This window comes from Aeromonas sp. S2(2024), assembly GCF_041402505.1.
GTDB classification, from domain to species: Bacteria; Pseudomonadota; Gammaproteobacteria; order Enterobacterales; family Aeromonadaceae; genus Aeromonas; species Aeromonas media.
The window spans coordinates 18,123-40,099 of record NZ_JBGLRL010000024.1 but is presented as its reverse complement, the minus strand read 5'-3'; the positions used below and the strand labels follow the sequence as shown (position 1 = coordinate 40,099).

At 62.2% G+C, this 21,977-nt stretch carries 23 protein-coding genes; all 23 read right to left on the bottom strand.

All coding sequences use genetic code 11. The features are described from left to right. Positions 1-42 precede the first annotated feature (42 nt). Positions 43-1,317: a c-type cytochrome biogenesis protein CcmI gene (gene ccmI / locus ACB039_RS18570; RefSeq protein ID WP_371166189.1), complete on the bottom strand. Its 1,275-nt coding sequence runs from the start codon at positions 1,315-1,317 to the stop codon at positions 43-45. Beyond that, on the bottom strand, positions 1,314-1,793 hold the full coding sequence (locus ACB039_RS18565; protein ID WP_005333041.1) for a cytochrome c-type biogenesis protein: 480 nt from the start codon (positions 1,791-1,793) through the stop codon (positions 1,314-1,316). The genes ccmI and ACB039_RS18565 overlap by 4 nt, the downstream gene beginning before the upstream one ends. 11 nt (positions 1,794-1,804) lie before the next feature. Further along, positions 1,805-2,335, bottom strand: a complete 531-nt coding sequence (locus ACB039_RS18560; protein ID WP_005333040.1) for a DsbE family thiol:disulfide interchange protein — start codon at positions 2,333-2,335, stop codon at positions 1,805-1,807. Next, the gene (locus ACB039_RS18555; RefSeq protein ID WP_371166188.1) at positions 2,332-4,287 is read right to left on the bottom strand and encodes a heme lyase CcmF/NrfE family subunit; all 1,956 of its coding nucleotides are present in this window, start codon (positions 4,285-4,287) and stop codon (positions 2,332-2,334) included. The genes ACB039_RS18560 and ACB039_RS18555 overlap by 4 nt, the downstream gene beginning before the upstream one ends. Positions 4,288-4,452: 165 nt before the next feature. Beyond that, entirely contained in the window at positions 4,453-4,944 is a 492-nt protein-coding gene (gene ccmE, locus ACB039_RS18550; RefSeq protein ID WP_171268727.1) for a cytochrome c maturation protein CcmE, read from the bottom strand. Next, a complete protein-coding gene (gene ccmD / locus ACB039_RS18545; RefSeq protein WP_025326268.1) occupies positions 4,941-5,147 on the bottom strand; it encodes a heme exporter protein CcmD in 207 nt (68 codons plus the stop codon). Before ccmD ends, ccmE begins: the two co-directional genes overlap by 4 nt. Before the next feature lie 2 nt (positions 5,148-5,149). Beyond that, on the bottom strand, positions 5,150-5,890 hold the full coding sequence (locus tag ACB039_RS18540; RefSeq protein ID WP_005333032.1) for a heme ABC transporter permease: 741 nt from the start codon (positions 5,888-5,890) through the stop codon (positions 5,150-5,152). A 164-nt stretch (positions 5,891-6,054) separates the two neighbouring features. After that, positions 6,055-6,723, bottom strand: a complete 669-nt coding sequence (gene ccmB, locus ACB039_RS18535; protein ID WP_005333030.1) for a heme exporter protein CcmB — start codon at positions 6,721-6,723, stop codon at positions 6,055-6,057. 2 nt (positions 6,724-6,725) lie between these two features. Beyond that, positions 6,726-7,361 (bottom strand): cytochrome c biogenesis heme-transporting ATPase CcmA, encoded by a 636-nt coding sequence (gene ccmA, locus ACB039_RS18530; RefSeq protein WP_371166187.1) that lies wholly within the window; start codon positions 7,359-7,361, stop codon positions 6,726-6,728. A 221-nt stretch (positions 7,362-7,582) separates the two neighbouring features. Beyond that, positions 7,583-7,969, bottom strand: a complete 387-nt coding sequence (locus ACB039_RS18525; protein WP_371166186.1) for a DUF2802 domain-containing protein — start codon at positions 7,967-7,969, stop codon at positions 7,583-7,585. A 94-nt stretch (positions 7,970-8,063) separates the two neighbouring features. Continuing rightward, on the bottom strand, positions 8,064-8,552 hold the full coding sequence (locus ACB039_RS18520; RefSeq protein WP_005333026.1) for a chemotaxis protein CheW: 489 nt from the start codon (positions 8,550-8,552) through the stop codon (positions 8,064-8,066). Positions 8,553-8,621: 69 nt separating this feature from the next. After that, entirely contained in the window at positions 8,622-9,488 is an 867-nt protein-coding gene (locus ACB039_RS18515) for a chemotaxis protein CheW (RefSeq protein ID WP_371166185.1), read from the bottom strand. Beyond that, positions 9,485-10,279 carry a ParA family protein gene (locus ACB039_RS18510; protein ID WP_042648458.1) on the bottom strand — a complete coding sequence of 265 codons (795 nt, stop codon included), beginning with the start codon at positions 10,277-10,279 and terminating at the stop codon, positions 9,485-9,487. The genes ACB039_RS18515 and ACB039_RS18510 overlap by 4 nt, the downstream gene beginning before the upstream one ends. Positions 10,280-10,283: 4 nt before the next feature. Then, positions 10,284-11,192 carry a flagellar motor protein MotB gene (locus tag ACB039_RS18505; RefSeq protein ID WP_371166184.1) on the bottom strand — a complete coding sequence of 303 codons (909 nt, stop codon included), beginning with the start codon at positions 11,190-11,192 and terminating at the stop codon, positions 10,284-10,286. Between the two features lie 2 nt (positions 11,193-11,194). Further along, entirely contained in the window at positions 11,195-11,932 is a 738-nt protein-coding gene (locus tag ACB039_RS18500; protein WP_371166183.1) for a flagellar motor protein, read from the bottom strand. A gap of 2 nt (positions 11,933-11,934) precedes the next feature. Beyond that, positions 11,935-13,050 carry a chemotaxis response regulator protein-glutamate methylesterase gene (locus ACB039_RS18495; protein WP_317842223.1) on the bottom strand — a complete coding sequence of 372 codons (1,116 nt, stop codon included), beginning with the start codon at positions 13,048-13,050 and terminating at the stop codon, positions 11,935-11,937. A gap of 31 nt (positions 13,051-13,081) precedes the next feature. Continuing rightward, positions 13,082-15,226 (bottom strand): chemotaxis protein CheA, encoded by a 2,145-nt coding sequence (locus ACB039_RS18490; protein ID WP_371166182.1) that lies wholly within the window; start codon positions 15,224-15,226, stop codon positions 13,082-13,084. Between the two features lie 11 nt (positions 15,227-15,237). Next, positions 15,238-15,978, bottom strand: a complete 741-nt coding sequence (locus ACB039_RS18485) for a protein phosphatase CheZ (protein WP_025326257.1) — start codon at positions 15,976-15,978, stop codon at positions 15,238-15,240. A 12-nt stretch (positions 15,979-15,990) separates the two neighbouring features. After that, positions 15,991-16,374, bottom strand: a complete 384-nt coding sequence (gene cheY, locus ACB039_RS18480) for a chemotaxis response regulator CheY (RefSeq protein ID WP_025326256.1) — start codon at positions 16,372-16,374, stop codon at positions 15,991-15,993. Positions 16,375-16,485: 111 nt separating this feature from the next. Continuing rightward, complete coding sequence (locus tag ACB039_RS18475) at positions 16,486-17,205, bottom strand: RNA polymerase sigma factor FliA (RefSeq protein ID WP_025326255.1); 720 nt, start codon at positions 17,203-17,205, stop codon at positions 16,486-16,488. Next, complete coding sequence (locus tag ACB039_RS18470) at positions 17,198-18,073, bottom strand: MinD/ParA family protein (protein WP_025326254.1); 876 nt, start codon at positions 18,071-18,073, stop codon at positions 17,198-17,200. Before ACB039_RS18470 ends, ACB039_RS18475 begins: the two co-directional genes overlap by 8 nt. A gap of 1 nt (position 18,074) precedes the next feature. Further along, positions 18,075-19,574 carry a flagellar biosynthesis protein FlhF gene (gene flhF / locus ACB039_RS18465; RefSeq protein WP_171268718.1) on the bottom strand — a complete coding sequence of 500 codons (1,500 nt, stop codon included), beginning with the start codon at positions 19,572-19,574 and terminating at the stop codon, positions 18,075-18,077. A gap of 16 nt (positions 19,575-19,590) precedes the next feature. Beyond that, positions 19,591-21,693, bottom strand: a complete 2,103-nt coding sequence (gene flhA / locus ACB039_RS18460; RefSeq protein WP_268424372.1) for a flagellar biosynthesis protein FlhA — start codon at positions 21,691-21,693, stop codon at positions 19,591-19,593. Positions 21,694-21,977 lie beyond the last annotated feature (284 nt).

Here is a 21,977-nt window from a genome sequence, read left to right as displayed (position 1 = left end):
AGCTCGCCCCTCCAGGGGCGGGCTACCTATGTAAAAGAGGTATTAGAGTGCGTGATCGATGCGGATGTCAATCGGCACTGTGGGGATAGCATTCGTCGATACCGTGACCGAGACGCCCTCAAAAGCGCCCTCCTTGTTCATCACGTTGCCGCCCCGGGAGAGACGGGCCTTGAACTGCAGCTCGGGATGAGCCGCCAGCTTGCTGCCCTCCATCATGGCATCCCCATCCCCCAGTGACAGGGTGAGGGGCAACTGCGGGCCCGGGATGCGCTTGACCGCGATGGGCATGGGTGGGCCGTTGGGGATCACCGCAAACACGAACAGGTGAGCGTCCTCAGGCAACTGGATGCCTGGCGCCAGAGTGATGTGCAGGGGATACTCTCCCTCCTTCACCACTACCTGGGCATTGCCCTGCTCGACCTGAGCGCCCTGGGCGGCAGGTGCGGCTGTCACGGCCATGCCACGCTGCTTGAGCTGCTGCTCGGCATACTCGATGGAGCGCTCCACCATGGCGTGGCGGGTCGAGCCCTGCTCCAGCAGCGGCAACATGGCTCGCCAGCGAACCAGCGCGGTCTGGAAGTCCTCTTTCTGCAGCGCCATGAAGGCATGAACCGAGCGCGCCTCTATGTTGGCCGGATCCTGGGCAATAGCCGCCTGCAGCAGCTGATCCGCTCTGGCCTCCTCCCCCGTCATCATCAGGGCCTGGGCATAGGGCACTGCCACCATGGCCTTCTGCGGGGCCAGGGAATAGGCCCGCTCCAGCGCCTCGCGGGCCATCTCGGGGTCATTGCCATCCAGGGTCAGACGCCCCAGCAGCAGCCAGCCACGATAGTCGTTCGGTTCTTCTTTCAGCCGGGTGCGCAGCCCCAGGGTGAAGTCCAGCAGATCCTGCTCAGTGACATTGCTATCCCGCTCCACCAGGATACGGTTGCTCAGCTCACCAAGACGGCTGCTAGCATCCTGCCAGCGGCTCACCTCCTGCCAGGCCCCCAGCTTGTAATAAAGCCCCAGACTCACCACCACCAGCACCAGCACACCCGGGATCCAAGTCAGGCTCTTGCCGCCACGGGCGCTCTGCTCCACGTCGGGGATGTCGTCCAGCAGGCTGCGTTGCAGCTCCACCAGGGACTCGGACTCCTCGGCCAGTATCCCCTGCTCACGCTCCTCACCTATCTCCAGCAGACGCTGACGGTAGAGCTGCTTGTTGAGCGCCGAGCGGCTGATGCTCTGCCTGCCCTCGCCGCGCCACAGCGGCAGGATCAGCGCCAGGCTCGCCAGCACCAGCAGGGCCGCGATCACTATCCAAAATGCGGTCATTGTTTCTCTTCCTCTTTGAGCAACTCGGCCAGACGGCGCCGCTCTTCTTCGCTCAGGGCGTTATCCATTCGTTTTGTCGCCGCCGGGGCACGGCGGCTGCGCACCACGACCGTGGTGGCGCCGATGACGATGACCAGCAGGGGGCCAAGCCAGAGGATCAGGGTGGAGGCCATCAGGGGCGGATCATACAGGATGAAGTTGCCGTAACGGGCCACCATGTAATCCACCACCTCTTGCTTCTCCTTGCCCTCGCGTACCATCTGGTAGGTCTTGTCCCGCAAATCCTTGGCGAGCCCGGCATTGGAATCGGCGATGTCCTGGTTCTGGCACTTGGGACAGCGCAGCTCCTTGGTCAACTCGCGGAAGGTCTGCTCCTGGGCATCGCTGTCGAAGGTGTAGACGTCGATGGCGGCGCTGGCCTGACCGGCGCCGAACAAGCCCGCCAGCAGCAACAGGGAGGCAATAAGGGTTTTCATCAGAGTTGCCCTCACTTCATGGCATCGAAGATGGGTTTGAGGGTCGAGGCCCAGATCTCGGGATTGACGTCCCCCACGTGGCGATAGCGGATGATGCCCTGGCTGTCGATGAAGAAGGTCTCGGGCGCGCCGTAAACCCCGAGATCCAGCCCCAACATGCCGTCCGGATCGTAGAGATTGACCTCATAGGGATTGCCGAGCTCCGCCAGCCACTTGATGGCCTTGTCCCGCTCATCCTTGTAGTTCATGCCGACGATGGGAATGCCCTGCCCCGCCAGCTGCTTGAGGTAGGTGTGCTCCCCATAGCAGGTCGGACACCAGGTGGCCCAGACGTTGAGCAGCATGGGACGCCCCTTGAAGATGCTCCTGTCATGCTGCTTGTCGAGGTCATAGATGTCCTGCAGGGTGAACACGGGCACCTCCTTGTCCACCATCACGGATTCCAGCTTGGTGGGGTCGGAGTAGAGCCCCTTGAACAGGAACACGGCGCCCATCAGGAAGATGATGAAGGGCAGCAGAAACAACCAGGTCTTCTTGCTCATGCCTTGGCCTCCTCGTCACGACGGCCGAACCGGTAGCGCTTGTCCAGCATGGCCAGCACGCCGCCGATGGCCATGAAGACGCCGCCGAACCAGATCCAGCGCACGAAGGGCTTGTAGTAGATCCGCACCGCCCAGGCGCCGTTGTCGAGCTGCTCGCCAAGCGCTGCATAGAGATCCCGGGTGAAGCCGGCGTCGATGGCGGCTTCCGTCATCGGCATGCGACTCACCTTGTACATCCGCTTCTCGGGCTTGAGCAGGGCTACCTGCTTGCCGTTCTTGTGCACCTCCAGCACCCCCTTGAAGCCGTCGTAGTTGGGGCCGTTCTTTTCGGCTGTCCCGGCAAACACGAATTCGTAGTCGGCGAAGTGCACCCTGTCGCCGGCCTGCATCCGCAAGTCCTTCTCGATGCTGTAGTTCTGGGTGCAGGCGATGCCGATGATGCTGACCGCGAGCCCCACATGGCCCAGGATCATGGCCCAATGGCTGTTGCCGAGCTTGCGCACCCCGGTGGCAAAGCTGTGCTTGTGGGTGGCGCGTACCCAGGTCTCCTGAATGCTGGTAATGATGATCCAGCTACCCAGACCGATGCCGAGCGCGGCCCAGGGCTTGAACTCCCCGGCAAAGAGCTGCGGCAGCAGCAGGGCGGCGACCAGGCTCAGCCCCAGGGCCAGCACCACCTTGCCCTTGAGCTCGCCGAGCTCCTGACGGCGCCAGCGGAACAGCGGCCCCACCCCCAGCAGCAGGGCGAACGGGATGATCAGCCAGCTGTAGATGTGGTTGAAGAAGGGGGTGCCGATGGAGATGCTGCCGAGCCCCAGCTCCTTGTGCACCAGGGGCAAGAGGGTGCCGAGCAGCACGGTGAGCAGGCCCGCCACCAGCAGGATGTTGTTACCAAGCAGCAGGGTCTCGCGGCTCCACAGCTCGTGTTTGCCGTGGCTCTTGACCTGGGAGCCCTTGAAGGCGAACAGCAGCAAGGAGCTGCCTATCACCGCCAGCAGGAAGCCCAGAATGAAAAGGCCGCGGGTCGGGTCGGAGGCAAACGCATGGACCGACACCAGCACGCCGGAGCGCACCAGGAAGGTACCGAGCAGGCTCAGGGAGAAGGCCGAGAGCGCCAGCAGCACTGTCCAGGCCTTGAAGGTGGCGCGCTTCTCGCTCACCGCCAGGGAATGGAGCAGGGCCGTGCCCGCCAGCCAGGGCATGAAGGAGGCGTTTTCCACCGGATCCCAGAACCACCAGCCGCCCCAGCCAAGCTCGTAATAGGCCCACCAGGAGCCGAGCACGATTCCCAGGGTCAGGAAGACCCAGGCCGCCATGGTCCAGGGACGGGACCAGCGCGCCCAGGTGGCATCGAGCCTGCCCGTCATCAGGGAGGCAATGGCGAAGGCGAAGGCCACCGAGAAGCCCACGTAGCCCATGTAGAGCATAGGGGGGTGGAAGATGAGGCCGGGATCCTGCAGCAGGGGGTTGAGGTCGCGCCCATCCACCGGGAAGTACGGCAGGGTGCGGGTGAAGGGGTCAGAAGTGAACAGCACGAAGGCGGTGAAGCCCACCGAGATGAGGCCGAGCACCCCCAGCACCCGCGCCACCGCATCGAGCGGCAGGCGACGGCTGAACAGGGCCACGGCCGCGGTCCAGCCCCCCAGGGTCAGCACCCAGAGCAACAGGGAACCCTCGTGGGCCCCCCACACCGCCGAGATGCGGTACTGCAGCGGCAGCAGGCTGTTGGAGTTGGTAGCCACGTACTGCACGGTGAAGTCGTTGTCGACGAAGGCCCAGGTGAGGCAAAGGAAGGAGAGCAACAGCAGCAGAAACTGGCTGTAGGCGAGCGGACGGGCCGCCGACATCATGCCGAGGCGCCCCCACTTGGCCCCGAGCAGCGGGTAGCTGCCCAGCAGCAGAGCGGTGGCAAAGGCCAGGATCAGTGCGAATTGCCCCAGTTCAGGGATCATGGCTGGCTTCCTTTCAATTGCGCCGCGACCAGAACCGGTGCACAGGCATGAGACGGTGAGAACTGCCCTACTTCGGGGATCATTGACTATTTCCTTTCGATTGCACGATGAGACATACCGATCCGGCGGCGACACGAGGTGAACACAAGATCAAGGCTGCCGGGATCATTGCTTGGCCCCTTGCAACTGTGCCTCGGTATATTCGGGCTTGAAGTGCATACCATTGGTGGCATCGGCCACTTCCGGCGGCATGTAGTTCTCGTCGTGCTTGGCCAGCACCTCGAAGGCGGCCACCGTGGTCGCATCCTTGAGGGTGCCCTGGGCGACGATGCCCTGCCCCTCACGGAACAGGTCCGGCAGGATGCCATCGAATTCCACCGTCACCAGATGGCCGCCGTTGTCCACCAGCTTGAAGGCCACCTTGAGGCTCTGGGGATCGCGCTGCACCGAGCCCGGCACCACCAGGCCGCCGATGCGCAGGCGCTGCCCCTCTTCCGGCTTGATCTTGTCCGGTCCCTTGCCTTCCACCAGCTCGCTCGGGGTATAGAAGAGATCGATGTTCTGGCTGAGGGCATAGAGCACCAGGCCGATCACGCTGGCGAGGCCCAGGCTGATGGCCAGAATGATGGTGAGGCGTTTCTTGCGTCTCGGGTTCATAGGGTGTTCTCCATCTGCTGGGCCGCCTTGCGACGGGCCTCGCGGGCCTGCTTGTTGCGCAATTCACCGAGCAGGTTGCGGGTTTTCAACCGGGTGGAAATGACGATGCCGACCAGGCAGAGCGCGGTCAGACCGAAAGAGAGCCAGACGTAGAAGGCGTAACCGCCCATGGCCATGAAGTCGCTGAATGAGGCAAAGTGCATGCTTACTTCTCCTGGCTGGCGATGTCGGCGACCCAGGGACGATGCCACTCCCGCATCAGGAGTTCATTCCTGAACCGCATCAGGGTCAGGGCCCCGAGGAAGGCCGCAAACGCCAATATCATGATGAGCAAGGGCCACAGCATCTCGGGGGAGATGGAGGGCTTGTCAAACTTGGTGATGGAGGCGCCCTGGTGCAGGGTGTTCCACCACTCCACCGAGTAGTGAATGATGGGCAGGTTGATCACCCCCACCAGCGCCAGGATGCCGGCGGCGCGACCAGCCACCACCTTGTCGCTGAAGGCGTTGTAGAGGGCGATGACGCCAAGATAGAGAAACAGCAGGATGAGCTCGGAGGTGAGGCGCGCATCCCACACCCACCAGGTGCCCCACATGGGCTTGCCCCAGGCGGCGCCGGTGAAGAGAGCGATGAAGGTGAACACGGCGCCCACCGGGGCGATGGCCGCCACCGTCATGTCCGCCATGCGCAGTTGCCACACCAGCCCGATGAAAGCCGCCACTGCCATGGTTGAGTAGGCCCCCATGGAGAGGATGGCGGCAGGCACGTGGATGTAGATGATCCTGAAAGAGTCTCCCTGCTGATAATCAGCGGGGGCAAAGGCCAGTCCCCATACCGTGCCTATGATGAAGGCAAGCAGGCTTGTCACGACAAACCAGGGCAGCAGGGTGCCGGCCAGCCCATAGGCGCGCTCGGGTTTGGCATAAGGGTGCAACCATTTCCACATAGCTCACGGAACCTTTCAGTTATTAATTTTTAAGTGGCGAGGGCTACCATACCCACCGGCGGGAAACATCATATCCCCCGAAAGCAATAAGCAGCCATCCCCTTGATCTATCTCAATTATATTCTTCACAAAACAGCCTCAAAAGAAGCTCTTTTGATAATCAATCAATTGACGCTGACCCGCAGTGCCGCCGAGATGGCCAGGGGCGTCAGGGTCAGGGCCCCCACCAGCATGGCCCCCAGGATCGCGAGCTGGCCCCCGTAGGGCAACCCCATGCTCGCCGCATCGATGGCGGAGGTGGCGAAGATCAGCACCGGGATATAGAGCGGCAGCAGCAGCAGGCTGAGCAGCACGCCCCCCTTGCGCAGCCCCGCCGTCAGTGCCACCCCGACCGCCCCGAGCAGGCTCAGCACCGGGGTGCCGAGCGCCAGGGTGGCCACCACGGCCAGATAGGTTCTGATGTCCAGGGAGAGCAGGATGGCGAGCAGCGGGGAGACCAGCAGCAGCGGCAGGCCGGTCAGCAACCAGTGAGCGATCACTTTCGCCAGCGCCAGCAACCCCAGCGGATGAGGCATCAGCATCATCTGCTCAAGGGCGCCGTCGCTGAAATCATCGCGAAACAGCCGCTCCAGGGAGAGCATGGCCGCCAGCAGGGCCGCCACCCAGATGATCCCGGGGGCGATACGGGCCAGCAGCTGCGGCTCGGGCCCGATGCCGAGGGGAAAGAGGGTGATGACGATGAGGAAGAACCAGAGCGGGTTGAAGATGTCGGCGCGTTGGCGCAGGGCCATCAGCAACTCGCGGTGAATAAGGTGTATGACGGCGCGCAGCATGGCTACTCCTGCAACAACGAGGTCAGCGACAGGGTCTTCAGGCGTCCCTGCATCAGGGTCAGATCCTGGTGGGTGGTGAGCACCACCATGCCCCCCCGATCCGCGTGAGCCAGGAACAGCCGCTCCAGCACCTTGACCCCCTGCTTGTCGATGGCGGTGAAGGGCTCGTCGAGGATCCAGAGCGCCGGGCGCTCCGACAGCCAGAGCCTGGCCAGCGCCACCCGCCGCTGCTGCCCGGCCGAGAGCTGGCCCGCGGGATAATCCTCGAAACCGGCGAGGCCGACCTGGGCCAGCACCTGCCAGAGATCCACGTCGCCCTCGGCCGTGCCGTGCAGCTTCTGATAGAAGGAGAGGTTCTCGAGGGGGGTCAGGGTCGCCTTGACGCCGGGCTGATGGCCCAGGTAGAGCAGGCTGGCATGGTACTCATCCCGGCAATCGCGGATGTTCTCCCCGTTCCAGCACACCTCCCCCGCGAAGGGTTGGGAGAGGCCGGTCAGCAGCCGCAGCAGGCTGGTCTTGCCCACTCCGTTGGGGCCTTCAATCTGCATCAGATCGCCCGAGCGCACCGCGAAGGAGAGATGTTCAAACAGGGTGCGATCTTCACGCACGCAGCTCAGATTGTTGGCTTGAAGCAGCATGGGGATGTAATCGTTGAAAATGAGGCGGCCTGCATCTTAACACAGGATCCGGAGGCGTCTTTTCAAAGATGCCAATAATCAACAGGATTTGTGGGGGAGATCGCGCACCGGCAGAAGAAGATGTGGCAGGGGGAAACTGGAGTGACCAGGCACGGGCAGAGGAAGGGGTGGCAGGGAAGAGCGGGGCGGCCAGTGCCTCCCCTCTCGATCTGAAGCAGGGGTCAGGTACGACCCTTGCGCAGGGAGATCAGCAACTCGGCTTCGGCCTGGGGCAACTCGCATTCGCTCATCACCTCGTCGAGGCCGGCCCCGAGCTCCACCATCTTGGCGGCGCGGCTGTAGAGGCGACGCTCCGGATCCTGCAGGGTCAACTCCTGCTGGCTATCCTGGATCTTCTGCATGGCCCCTTCGGCGGATTGCAGGCGCTGACCCATGCCGATGGCACCGGTATGCAGCTCCATCATCTGCTTGCGCAGACTCTCGAGTTGCCCCTGCAGCGTCTCCATCCTGGCCTCGGACTCTCGCTGACGGCGGCGGTGACCCAGAATACCGTAGAGGGCCAGCACCAGCGCCAACAAGGACAACCCCAAGGCTGCGAATTCAATCATCAAACTGTCACCTTCCTCATCACAGGGTCCCGCTCGGCGTCAAGGTGCCGCGGGCAAATCCGGGACCGCTGTTGTATCACTTTTTGACGCGCCGTTACAGGGAGCCGATATCGTCCCACTCTTCGTCGGAGAGCAGCTTGTTGAGATCCACCAGGATCAGCAGCTGACCGTCGCGGTTGCTCACACCCTGGATGAACTTGGCGCTCTCCTCGGTGCCCACTGCCGGGGCAGCGTCGATCTCGGAGGAGCGCAGATAGACCACCTCGGCCACGCTGTCCACCATGATGCCGATCACCTGCTTCTCCGCCTCTATGATGACGATGCGCGAATTCTCGCTCACATCCCCGGCCGGCAGGCCGAAGCGGGAGCGGGTGTCGATGACGGTCACCACGTTGCCACGCAGGTTGATGATGCCCAGCACATAGTCTGGCGCACCCGGTACCGGGGCGATCTCGGTGTAGCGCAACACCTCCTGGACCTGCATCACGTTGATGCCATAGGTCTCGTTTTCCAACTGGAAGGTCACCCACTGCAGCACTTCGTCCTCGGCCAGATTCTGTGCAATATTGCGCTTCTCTGTCATCTTCTTGATCCTTGTATGAACCCGTCAACGGGTAAAATTAGCAATAAAACCATGGCGGTGCCGATGTTGTCAGCGGCCTTCAATGTTCACGCCTCGGCCAAGGAGCACCAAGAGCTCCCTGACGTGCAGCAGGGCACACATCTTCTCCTTGACCATGCCCGCCAGCCAGGGGCGTTTCCCCTCCTGATGGCGCCACTTCACCTGATCCCGATGCAGCAGTTCGGTGCCCTTCAACTGATGACAGGCCAGTCCCCAGGGTGATTCCCCCAGCATAATCAGATATTTGTACTCGTCTATCTCCAGATGCTGGCCCGGCATGACCCACTGGGCCGTGTCGACCACGTTCATCTTCTGCTCCCGGGAGGTCATGATCCCCTTGTACCAGCCCGGCTGGCCGAACAGGGAGGTCACCTCCCCCAGCTGGTGAATGCCGCCGAGCTCGGTCAGGGGTACCGCGAAGGTCACTCCGGCCACGTCGAAGAAGAGCGCCTGAAACTCGTTGCCGGTATCCAGGTTTTCCCAGGCCGCAGGGGCAGGCTGAGGTTCCGCCGCCAGCGCGGGTTCGGCCAGTGCCAGGGCGACGGGCTCGGCGATCACCGGGATCACTTCGGGCGTCACCAGGGCCACCTCGACTGGCTCGGGCTCTGCCTCGACCTCGAGCTGGAAGGGCTCGACATGCACCTCCTCATGGCTCAGGACATCCATCTCATCCTGCACCTGGCTCACCTGGGCGAGCAGTTCGCTCAGTTGCGCCAGTCGGTTGTCGGTTTCGAGATAGGGCGCCGCAACCACCTCGGGCAAGGGGGCAGGCTGAGGCTGCAACTGCAGCACAGGGGCCGGCGGCTCGTCGTCCGGCCCTTCCCGCAGCAGGGCGTCATCGAGCAGCAGGGAGTGGAAATAGTCATCCATGGCCCGAACCTGGGTGGTCTCTCTCATGGCTTCACCTCCTGGGTCCGTTGACGCTCCAGCGCATCGAGATGGTTGAGCAGGGTCTCGTAGGCATAGGTGCCACGGCTGCCCGGTGCATAGATGGACGGGGGGATGTGCAGCAGGCTGGCATCCCGGAATTTGGTGTCGATGGGAATGACCGCATTCCACACCGCCTCCCCATACTGCTCCTTGATGGATTGCAGCGTCATCAGCGACGCCCGGGTACGCTTGTCGAACATGGTCGGGATCACGGTATAGCGGAACTTGTCCCGCTTGGATCGCTGCATGATCTCGAAGGTCTTCATCATCCGCTCCAGCCCCTTCAAGGCCAAAAACTCGGTCTGCACCGGCACCAGGATGCGATCGCAGGCCGCCAGCGCGTTGACCATCATCACCCCCAGCACCGGCGGGCAGTCGATGAGCACATAGTCATACTGATCCTGCACCCTGAGCAGGGCACGCTTGAGCACCAGCCCCATGCCTTCCCGGTTGCCCATGACCCTGTCCAGGGTCGCCAGGGTGATGGAGGCAGGCAGCAGGTGGATGTTCTCGAACTTGGTCTTCAGGGTCATCCGGTTGACCAGCTCGGCACTGGGCTTGGCCGCCTGGAACAGCTCATAGAGGGTGCCCTCCAGCCGGTCCGAGTCAAAATCGAAATAGGAGGTCAGGGAGGCATGGGGATCGGTGTCGATCAGCAGTACCCGCTGGCCACGCTGGGCCAGAATGCCCGCCAGGGAGACGACCGTGGTGGTTTTACCGACTCCACCCTTCTGATTGGCAACCGTCCAAACAATCACTGTATCAATCCTGCCTTGTTGTTATGCGTATGCCACCATCGGGCAGCGTCACCACTCTGACGTTCTCGCTGTCGACGCTCTGTGGCGCGGCCGATGCCGACGTCGCCGTCAGGGGTTTGGCGGGGGATGCCGGCACCCAGGCGAATCTGGAGATGGCGACCACGACCTTGCGATTCTGTAGCCGCCCCTGCTCGCTGCCGTTGTCAGCGAAGGGGGAGAACTCCCCATAGGCCTCATAGGCGAGCCGCTCGGGGGCGATGCCCTTGACCACCAGGGCGCCGAGCACCGCTTCGGCACGGGCGGCAGACAGGGTCCAGTTGGAGCGAAACATTTCGTTGTTGATCGGCTGGTTATCCGTGTAACCCCGCACCCTGACATAGTTATCGACCGGTTTCAGAATACCTGAAAGCGTATCGAGCACCGGGGCCGCATTGCTCCCCAGAAAGGCGCTGCCGCTGCGAAACAGCAGGCCGGAACTCAGCTCCACTGTCAGCCAGTTGTCATCCTTCGCCAGCTTGACCACGCCGGCCTCCACCAGGGCGCCCATGGCCTCCTGCAACTGCAGATCGATCGTCGCAAGGGCCGTGCCATCTTGCTGGATCGGGGTACCCGTGATAGGAGCGAGCGAAGGCGACGGGGAGGCCTGGCTCTCCAGCAGGGAAGGCGCGGCCGACACCGGGTTGTTGAGCAGGGAGTTGCCCTGCCCCTCCAGCAAGCCGTCGCTACGCGGTACCTGGTTGAATGCCTGGGTCATGCCCTCGATGACGGCGCGGTACTGCTCCTTGTTGACGATGGCTACGGAGTAGAGCACCACGAAGAGGGCGAAGATGAGCGTCATGTAATCGGCATAGGAGACCAGCCAGCGATCGAGATGTTCTCGCCCTTGCAGGTGCAAACGATAGCGCTTGCGCATGGCTATTCCCCTTTCAGATACGCCCGTAGCCGCCGTTCAACCTGCTGGCCATTCTCCCCGTGGGCGATGGCCAGCAACCCTTCCAGCGTCATCTCCTGATAGAGACCGTGGTGGTAGTGGAATGCCCGCAGGCGATTCGCTATCGGCAGATAGAGGAGGTTGGCAAAGCCCACCCCGTAGATGGTCGCGACGAAGGCGATGGCGATGCCGGCGCCCAGGGTGCCCGGCTCTTCCAGGTGAAACATGGCCTGGATGAGGCCTATCACGGCCCCTATAATGCCGATTGTCGGGCTGTAACCCCCCATGGCCTCGAACACCCTGGCGGCGTGCTCGTTGCGCTCCTGTTCGATGTCGATGTCCGCCTCCAGCAGGCGGCGGATATCCTCGATGGAGACCCCGTCCACTATCATGGTGAGGCCCTGACGAGTGAAGAGATCGCTCTCCTCTTCGGCCTGGTTCTCCAGCGCCAGCAACCCCTGCTGGCGCGCAAACTGGGCCCAGGCCTGCAGGCGCTCGGCCTGCTGCACCAGATCCCGCTGTGGCGGAAACAGCATCCAGCGCGCTTGGGCGAGCGCGGCAAGCATGTACTTGCGGGGCGTCTGCAGGATGACGGCACCCCAAGTGCCCCCGACCACGATGACGAAGGCCGGGCCATCCAGCAGGGTCAGCAGGCTGCCACCGTGCCACCACTGGGCGACGGCCACGGCAGCCAGCGCCAGCACCAGGCCGAACATGCCCATGGTCAGCGACCCAACTCGACCAGGATGCGCTGGGCTACCCTGTCCAGCGGCAGGGATTCGCTGGCGATGCCCGCCTTGGCAACCGCCTGGGGCATACCGTAGACCACGCAGGAGGCTTCATCCTGCGCCCAGATGGTGGCGCCCTGATCCTTGAGCAGACGCGCCCCGTCCCGGCCATCGGCTCCCATGCCGGTCAACACGATGGCGAGCACCTTGTCGCCGTAGATCTTGGCGGCCGAGGCGAAGGTGATGTCGACACAGGGCTTGTAGTTGACCTTGTCGTTGCCCTCGATGATGCGAAGGCGAGTACCGGGCCCGCGCCCTTCCAACAGCATCTGCTTGCCACCGGGGGCAAGATAGGCGTGACCCGGCTTGAGCACGTCACCGTCCTCTGCCTCCTTGACCCCGATCTGGCACAGGCCGTTGAGACGGGCGGCGAAGGCCGCGGTGAAGGTGGCCGGCATATGCTGGATTAACAAAATCGGATGGGGGAAATCTCCCGGCAGCTTGGTCAGCACGTTCTGCAGCGCCACCGGACCGCCGGTGGAGGTGCCGATGGCCACCAACTGATAGCTTTTGCCGCTGCGCTTGAAGCTGGCGGGAGCCGCGGCGGCGCGAACCGGTTCGGGCTGGCGCTCAAGAGGACGTGCCAGGGCAGCACCGAAGGCGGGACGCACCGCGGGCTCCGGCGCCCGGGGTCTGGCGGCTGCCATCAGGAAGCGCTTGCGGGCAATCTCCCTGACGCGCTGTTGCAGCAACTTGACCGCCTCATCCTTGTCACGGGCGATGTCTTCGAACTTCTTGGGCAGAAAATCGAGGGCGCCGGCATCCAGTGCATCCAGGGTCGCCTTGGCCCCCTCATGGGTCAGCGAGGAGAACATCAATATGGGGGTCGGACACTTGGCCATGATCTCGCGCACGGCGCTGATGCCGTCTAGCACCGGCATTTCGATGTCCATGGTGATGACGTCAGGCCGCAACTGCAGCGCCTTGTCTACCGCTTCCCGGCCGTTCTGGGCCGTGTCGATCACCGTCATCAGGGGGTCCTGATTGATGATCTCGCTGACCCGGCGACGGAAGAAACTCGAATCGTCGACCACTAATACCTTGACTGCCATTGTTATTCTTTTAACTCCTTGAGCCAGCCGCTCAGTGGCGGCGGGCATAAGCCTTGAGCAGGCTGGGCACGTCCAGGATGAGGGCGATGCCGCCATCGCTGGTGATGGTGGCGCCGGCCATGCCGGGGGTCCCTTGCAGCAGATTGTCCAGAGGCTTGATCACCACCTCTTCCTGACCGATGAGGTTGTCCACCACGAAGCCCACCTGCTGGGTGCCGATCTGGACGATGACCACATGGCCTGTGTCCTGACGGGCCGTCTTGCCGGCACCACGGACCAGCCACTTGTGCAGGTAGAACAGCGGGATCGCCTTGTCGCGCACTATGATGGTGAGCTGGCCGTCCACCACGTTGGCCTTCTTCAGATCCAGGTGGAAGATTTCGTTCACGCAGCCCAGCGGCAGGGCAAAGGTCTGTTCACCCACTTCCACCATCAGGGTCGGCAGTATGGCCAGGGTCAGGGGGACCTTGATCTCGAGGCGGGTGCCCTTGCCCCAGGTCGAATCTATGTGCACCGAGCCATTGAGGCTGACGATGCTGGTCTTCACCACATCCATGCCGACGCCACGACCGGAGATGTCGGAGATCTCGGACTTGGTGGAGAAGCCGGGGGCGAAGATCAGGTTGTAAGCGTCGTTGTCGCTCATGCGCGCCGCGCTGTCGGCATCGAGCACGCCACGGCTGATGGCGATGGCTTTGAGCTTCTCCGGATCCATGCCGGCGCCGTCATCCTCGATGCAGAGCAGAATATGGTCACCCTGCTGGGAGGCGCTCAGGGTGATGGTGCCCTGACGGGGCTTGCCCGCCTTTTCCCGCACGTCCGGCATCTCGACCCCGTGGTCGCAGGAGTTGCGCACCAGGTGAACCAGGGGATCGGCAAGGGCCTCTACTAGGTTCTTGTCGAGATCCGTCTCTTCACCCACCATCACCAGCTCGATATCTTTCTTGAGGGTGCGGGCGAGATCGCGCACGACGCGGGGGAAGCGGCCGAAGACTTTCTTGATAGGTTGCATGCGGGTCTTCATGACCGCGCCCTGCAGATCAGCGGTCACCACATCCAGGTTGGCCACCGCCTTGGACATCTCTTCGTCATTGCTGGCGATGCCGAGGCTCACCAGGCGGTTTCGCACCAGCACCAGTTCCCCCACCATGTTCATGATGACGTCCAGGGTCTTGGTATCCACCCGCACAGTGGTGTCGTTTTGCACCGCACTGCTCTCGGGGGCCGCCTGCTTGGCAGGGGCGGGTGCCGGGGCCGGTTTGGCCGGCGCAGGGGCGAGTTTGGCGGGGGCGGGGGCGGCGCTGGCAGCGACCGGCGCCTTGGGCGGGGTCACAGGCGCGGCGGGTGCCTTGGGCTCGGGAGCCGGTGCAGCCGCCGCCATGCTGTGTTGGGGCGCCTGGCCACGGCCATGCAATTCATCCAGCAGGCGTTCGAACTCGTCGTCGTCGATGAGCTCGTCCACCTCTTTTTGTACTGATTGCAGCGGGGAAAGATCAGGGGCACCGCCGTGCTGACCCTGGCCGTGCAGCTGATCGAGCAAGGCCTCGAACTCGTCGTCCGTGATGTCGCCCGAGCCGCTCAACACGGGGGCGGCAGACACCGTCGGCGCCTTGCCGGCACCGTGCAGTTCATCCAGCAGGCGCTCGAATTCGTCGGCAGAGATCTCGTCGATGGAGCCGCCACCGTTGACGGCAACAGGCGCACTCTCGGCGACGATGACGGGTTCGGGCTCGGGTTCTGGCTGCTGCGGGGCGGCAACGCTGGCGGTACGCAGTTGCTCCTGCCCTTCCGGTTTGCACAACTCGTGCAGATCATGCAGCAGATCGGCAGAGGCCGGGCTGGTCGGCTCCCGGTTCTGCACCTGGGCAAACATGACGTTGATGGCATCAAGGGCCTGCAAAATGACATCCATCAGCTCGGCACTGAGGGTTCGCTTGCCGTTGCGCAGCATGTCGAACAGGTTCTCGGCACCGTGGCAGACGTCCACCAGCTCGGTCAGGGAGAGGAAACCCGCTCCCCCCTTGACGGTATGGAAGCCGCGAAAGATGGCATTCAACAGATTCTTGTCATCGGGCCGCTTTTCCAAGTCGACCAGTTGTTCAGACAACTGTTCCAATATTTCTGATGCTTCGACCAAAAAGTCTTGCAGTATGTCTTCATCAACTTCGAAGGCCATGCGTCACTCCATTAGAATCCCAGGCTAGACAGCAGATCGTCCACATCATCTTGACCATTGACCACATCGGACCTTGTCTGCGGGTTCATGATGGGGCCTTCTGCCTCGATGCCGCTCGCTGGCAGGCTGCGCGCCGAATTCTCGATGACGGCCTCACCAAACATGGTCAGCATCTCTATCAACTTTGTTTCAACTTCCTGCACCAGCTTGATCACCTTGCGGATCATCTGACCGGTCAAGTCCTGGAAATCCTGAGCCATCAGGATTTCAGTCAGCAGTTGTCGTAACTTATCGGCATCCGTCTCCGAAGCCTTAATAAAATCATTCAGTTGATGGCAGAGTGCCTTGAACTGGCCCAGTTCAAGATCCCGGCTCATCAAGGCATTCCAATTGGGCATCACCAGCTGAATGTTGTCATTGAGTCGATCGGCGATGGGAAGGCTGGCCTCTACCGCATCCATGGTGCGATTGGCCGCCTTGTCCGTCATGTCGATGACATAGCTGAGACGCTCCCGGGCATCCGGGATCTCGTGGGTGGCCAGGTCGGGGATCCTGGGATCCAGGCGAAAATCTTGCAGTGAGTTGTGTAACTGACGGGTCAGCTGCCCCACCTTGTCAAACAGGGCCGCCGCATTGGGGGCGCACACATCGGCGAGGATGGTATCGGCCTGTTCAAACTCTTCTCGCTCCAGGTGGGCAACCAGCATCCTTGCCTGTTCAAGCGAGATCATGGCACTCGTTTTGGCCTTCATCCCTGCCGCTCCTTAGCCGATTCGTTCAAAGATCTTGTCGAGCTTCTCTTTGAGGGTGGCGGCAGTGAACGGCTTGACGATATAGCCATTGACCCCGGCCTGGGCGGCTTCGATGATCTGCTCGCGCTTGGCTTCCGCAGTCACCATCAGTACCGGCAGGTGCTTGAGCTTGTCATCGAGACGGATCGCCTTGAGCAGGTCTATGCCCTGCATGCCGGGCATGTTCCAGTCGGTGACCACGAATTGATAATCGCCGTTTTTCAACATCGGCAGGGCCGTGTTGCCATCGTCTGCTTCATGGGTATTGTTATATCCCAGGTCACGCAGCAAGTTCTTGATAATCCGGCGCATCGTTGAAAAATCGTCGACGATGAGGATTTTCATGTTCTTGTCCAAAATTCCCTCCTAAATAGCCGCCAAAACGGCTCACTTACATGATGCAGATCGCAGGTTTTATGGTGCGGATTATGCCTTAGAGTTGCGTTCCAGTGTAGCCAGTACAACCACTTATAAATTCCAATCTCTCAGACGGGCCCGCAGCCTGTGCATGGCCTGGCTGTGGATCTGGCTCACCCGAGACTCGCTGACGCTCAGGACTTCCCCGATTTCACGCAAGTTCAGCTCTTCGTCGTAATACAGTGACAGCACCAGGGCTTCCCGTTCGGGCAGGCGGGCGATGTGTTCGGCCAGGGCGCCCTGGAAGCGCTCGGCCGCCAGATCGTCGAAGCCGCCGTGACCGCTAGCGTCATCGGGATGCCCTATCACATCCTCGCTGACCCCGAGATCCTCGATGCCGATGATCTTGCCGCAGGAGACATCCTGCAGCATGGCATGGTATTCACCCAGGGAGACCCCCATGTTGGCGGCCACCTCGGTGTCTCTGGCATCCCGGCCATGGGCCTGCTCCACGTTCTCGATCGCCTCGGCGATGGCACGGCTGTTGCGATGCACCGAGCGGGGCACCCAGTCCCCGCGGCGGATCTCGTCGAGCATGGCGCCGCGGATGCGGATGCCGGCATAGGTTTCAAAGCTGGCGCCCTTGCTGCCGTCAAAGTTGCGGGAGGCTTCGAGCAGCCCAATCATACCTGCCTGGATCAGGTCATCCAGCAAGACACTGCTTGGCAGGCGAGCCAATAAATGCTGGGCAATCCGCTTGACCAGGGGAGCGTGACGCTCCACCAGCACGTAGGAATCCTGATGACGCAAGTATGCTTGGGCTTTATTCACGGGAGTCTTCCTGTGCTATGACCGGCTTTTGCAATAAATTTTCCAGGAAAAATTCGAGGTGTCCCCCCGGCTGGTTTGGGATGGGCCAGCTCGCCGCCTTGTTCGCCAGGGCACGGAATGCCAGGGAGGCGGGCGACTTGGGGAACGCCTCGACGATCAACTTCTGCTTGCGCACCGCGGCCCGCAGGTTGGTGTCGTAAGGCACGCAGGCCACCAGCTCGAGGGAGGTGTCCAGGAAGCGGTCGGTGACCCGGGTCAGCTTGGCGAAGAGCTCCTGTCCCTCGCGCAGGGAGCGCACCATGTTGGCCACCACCTTGAAGCGGAACACCCCGTGATCCTTGGAGAGGATCTTGATGAGGGCATAGGCATCCGTGATGGAGGTGGGCTCGTCGCACACCACCACCATGATGTCCTGGGCCGCACGGGTGAAGCTCAACACCATGTCGGAGATCCCCGCCGCCGTGTCCACCAGCAGCACATCCACCTGGGTCTTCATCTCGCTGAAGGCGCGGATGAGCTCGGCATGTTGCACCGGCGACAGCTCGACCATGGACTGGGTGCCCGAGGTGGCCGGCACTATCATCATGCCGTAGGGCCCCTCGACGATGATGTCGTCTATGGTGCACTCCCCCGCCAGCACATGGGAGAGGTTGCGGTGCACCCGCAGCCCCAGCATGACGTCGACGTTGGCCAGACCAAGGTCGGCATCCAGCACCAACACCCGCTTGCCCTGGGCGGCCATGGCTCCCGCCACGTTCAGGGTCACGTTGGTTTTGCCAACGCCCCCCTTGCCTCCAGACACGGCGATCACTTTCACTCGATTGTTTTGACGCATTTTGCGCAGACCACTCGCCTGATCCATATACATGTTACTCATAAAACTCCGAATCTTCGGCCTCGCCAAAGCCTGAACCCCAGAAGTAAGGGTCTTCTGTTTCCCGCTCCAGCGAGCCCATGGCCGCGCCAACCAGCAGCGCCGCATTGGCAACTTGAATATCTTCCGGCACCCGCTGTCCATCGGTGATGTAGCTGATGGGCAGGGCGTTCTGAATGCATACGTTAATCACTTCACCCAGATTCAGGCTCTCGTCAAGCTTGGTCAGGATGCACCCGGAGAGCGGAATGCGCCTGAAGTGATCCACCGCCTCCTGCATCACCCGGCGCTGGGAGGTGGCCGACATCACCAGGTAGCTGCGAATGCGCACCTTGGCATTCTTGACCAGGGTGTCGAGCTGCTCGGTCAGACGGATATCCCGCTGCCCTACCCCGGCGGTATCGATGAGCACCAGCCGGCGGTTGCGGAACTGATAGAGCGCATTGGCGAGCTCCTCGGCATCACGCACCTGACGCACCGGGCAACCCATGATGCGACCATAGGTCTGCAGTTGTTCGTGGGCCCCGATCCGGTAGTTGTCCGTGGTGATGAGAGCCACCTGCTCGGCGCCATACTTCATGGCAAAGCGAGCCGCCAGCTTGGCGATGGTGGTGGTCTTGCCCACCCCGGTCGGGCCGAGCAGGGCCACGGCACCGCCCTGGCGCAAGATGTCGTCTTCGCTGATCTTGAGCTGGGCCGTCAGTACCTCGGCCAGCTGGGCCATGGCCTGATGGATGGGCATGTCTTCCGGGATAAGCCCGGCAAGCTGATCGGCGAAGGCATCGTCGAACCCCATCTTCTTGAGTTCCTTGATGAGCAGCGCCCGCATCGGCTCGCGGCGCTCCACCTCCTGCCACATCAGACCAGAGATCTGGTGCTCGAGCAGCTTGCGGATGCTGGCCATCTCCTTGCGCATCCCCTCCATCTCCTGATCCCGAGGCGCGGACTGGGCAGCACGGGGGCCGGGGGCCGGGCGCGCCTTCGGCTTGGCGGGTTCGGGGGCTGCGCCCCACTGGCCCTGTTCGGCTAGGGTTCTGGGTGCGCTGGAGGCCGCAGCCAGTCCAGCGGACTGGGTGCCGGCACCGCCATTGGCGGGCCAGGAGGCAGCGGCAGGACTACCGTTGCCCGTCCCATTGGCAGACCATGACCCCGGGGCGGCATTGCCGCCAGCCGGGTTGGCCGGGTTGAGCTTCTGCTGGCGTGCCAGCAGAGCCGCCAGGGTATCGGCATAGTATTCGTTCTGCTCCTTGGGGGGAGCCGAGCGCGTCATCTGCTTGCCCGCAGACGAGATATTGACGCTCTCATCGTTCAACTGACGGCGAACCGGCGCATCTTTAGGTCCAGGCACCTGGGACTGATAATCGACGGCCGCGACTATCTCCACCCCACCGGTGACCTTTTTGTTGGACATGATGACGGCATCCGGCCCGAGAGTCTCCTTGACCTCGGCCAGCGCCGTGCGCATGTCTTTGGCAAAAAACCGCTTAATCTTCACCCGTCATCTCCGCTAACTAGCCCTGTCCCACCGCACTGACGATGCGGATCTGCTTGTCATCAGGCACTTCCTGATAAGACAGGACGCGTAATCCAGGAATGGCATTCTTGACAAATTTCGCCAGGGTATTGCGCAATATCCCCGATGTCAGAAGCACGGCCGGCTGGCCTTCCAGTTCTTGTCGTTGAGTGGCTTCCACCAGGGAGCGCTGCATCCGCTCCGCCAGTCCCGGTTCGATACCGGCGCCATCTCCCCCACCTGCTTGCAGGGATTGATGCAATATGCGTTCCAGTTCTGGTGAAAGGGTGATCACCGGCAGCTCGGGCTCTGGGCCGGCAATCTCCTGCACGATCAGCCTGCGCAGGGCGATACGGCAGGCGGCGGTCAGCACTTCCGGGTCCGGACTGCGTGGTGCATATTCCACGAGGGTCTGCAGGATAGTGCGCATATCGCGAATTGGCACGCCTTCATTGAGGAGATTTTGCAATACCTTCACCAGGTTGCCCATGCTGATCACCTCGGGAACCAACCCTTCCACCAGCTTGCTCTGATGCTTCCCTATCATGTCCAGCAGTTGCTGCACCTCGTCGTGACCCAGCAGCAAGGCGGCATGGTTGGAGAGGATCTGGCTCAGGTGGGTGGCCACTACGGTGGCTGCGTCCACCACGGTATAGCCAAGGGTCTGGGCCTGGGAGACCTGATCCTTGGCGACCCAGACCGCCTCCAGCCCGAACGCGGGATCCTGGGTCGCGATGCCCTGGATCTGGCCAAACACCTGGCCCGGGTTGATGGCCATCTCCTTGTCGTGATAGACGGTGGCCTCGCCGGTGCTCACCCCCATCAGGGTGATGCGGTACTGGTTGGGGGCGAGATCCAGGTTGTCGCGGATGTGCACCGCAGGCACCAGGAAGCCGAACTCCTGGGAGAGCTTCTTGCGCACCCCCTTGATCCGGTTGAGCAGCTCTCCCCCCTGGTTCTTGTCCACCAGCGGGATGAGCTGATAGCCCACTTCCAGACCGATGATGTCCACCGGCATCACGTCGTCCCAGCTCAGGTCCTTCGGCTCGATCGGGCCATCGCCCTGAGCCGGCAGGAGTTCACCGCTCGCAACCCTGGCCTTGTTCAGTTTCTCCCGACGCAGCAACCACCAGGCTCCGGCCGCCGCCACCGCTCCCAGGCTCAGGAAAGCCAGGTGCGGCATGCCGGGCACGCTGCCCATCATCAGCAGGATGCCAGCGGAGATCACCAGCGCCTTGGGGTTCTCGAACAGCTGGCCGAGTACCGCCGTGCCCATGTCCTGATCGGTATTTTGACGGGTGACTATGATGGCCGCGGCAATGGAGAGCAGCAGGGACGGGATCTGGGCCACCAGGCCGTCACCGATGGCGAGCAGGGTGTAGATCTGGGCCGCTTCACCGAAGCTGAGCTGGTGCTGCATCATGCCGATGATGAAGCCACCGATGATGTTGATGAAGAGGATCATGATGCCGGCGATGGCATCCCCCTTCACGAATTTGGAGGCACCGTCCATGGAGCCGTAGAAGTCGGCTTCCTGGGTCACATCCTGACGGCGCTTCTTGGCCTCTTCCTGGTTGATGAGGCCGGCGTTCAGGTCCGCATCGATGGCCATCTGCTTGCCGGGCATGGCGTCCAGAGTGAAGCGGGCGCTCACCTCGGAGATCCGGCCCGCACCCTTGGTGACCACCACGAAGTTGATGATCACCAGGATCATGAAGACGATGATGCCCACCGCATAGTTGCCGCCGATGACCACGTTGCCGAAGGCCTCGATCACATGGCCCGCCGCCGCGCTGCCGTTGTGGCCTTCCAGCAGCACCACCCGGGTGGAGGCGACGTTGAGCGCGAGCCGCAAAAGGGTCGCTATCAGCAGGACGGTGGGGAAAGCGGCAAACTCCAGCGGCCGACGGGTATAGACGGCCACCAGCAGCACCACGATGGAGAGGGCGATGTTGAAGGAGAACAGGATATCCAGCATCAGCGGCGGTATGGGGAGTACCACCATGCCGAGGGAGGCGAGCACCAGCAACGGGGTCCCGATCCCCTTGCTGAGCAACCATCTGTACTCTTTGAAACGGCTCACTCCAGCCTTGAATCCCATCGTTCTTCTCGATTTACAACTGCCGATGGCGAATTAAAGCAAATATCAAGCCAATTACCCAACCAGTTGATTTATATAAATTTTATTTTGATGCTGTCAGAAGTCCGTCGGAGGACTTGTTCGGGTAACTTGATGGGGAGCGAGGTGTTGCCAGCAAATCCCGCTGGAATGAGCAGAACCGTGGCAAACAGGGCGGGAGCGAGGTTAGTTGCGATAGTCCGGTGGCACAGTGGACAGATCCCTGGCGATCATGGGTGACCAGCCACCCTCAGCTGAACACCAAA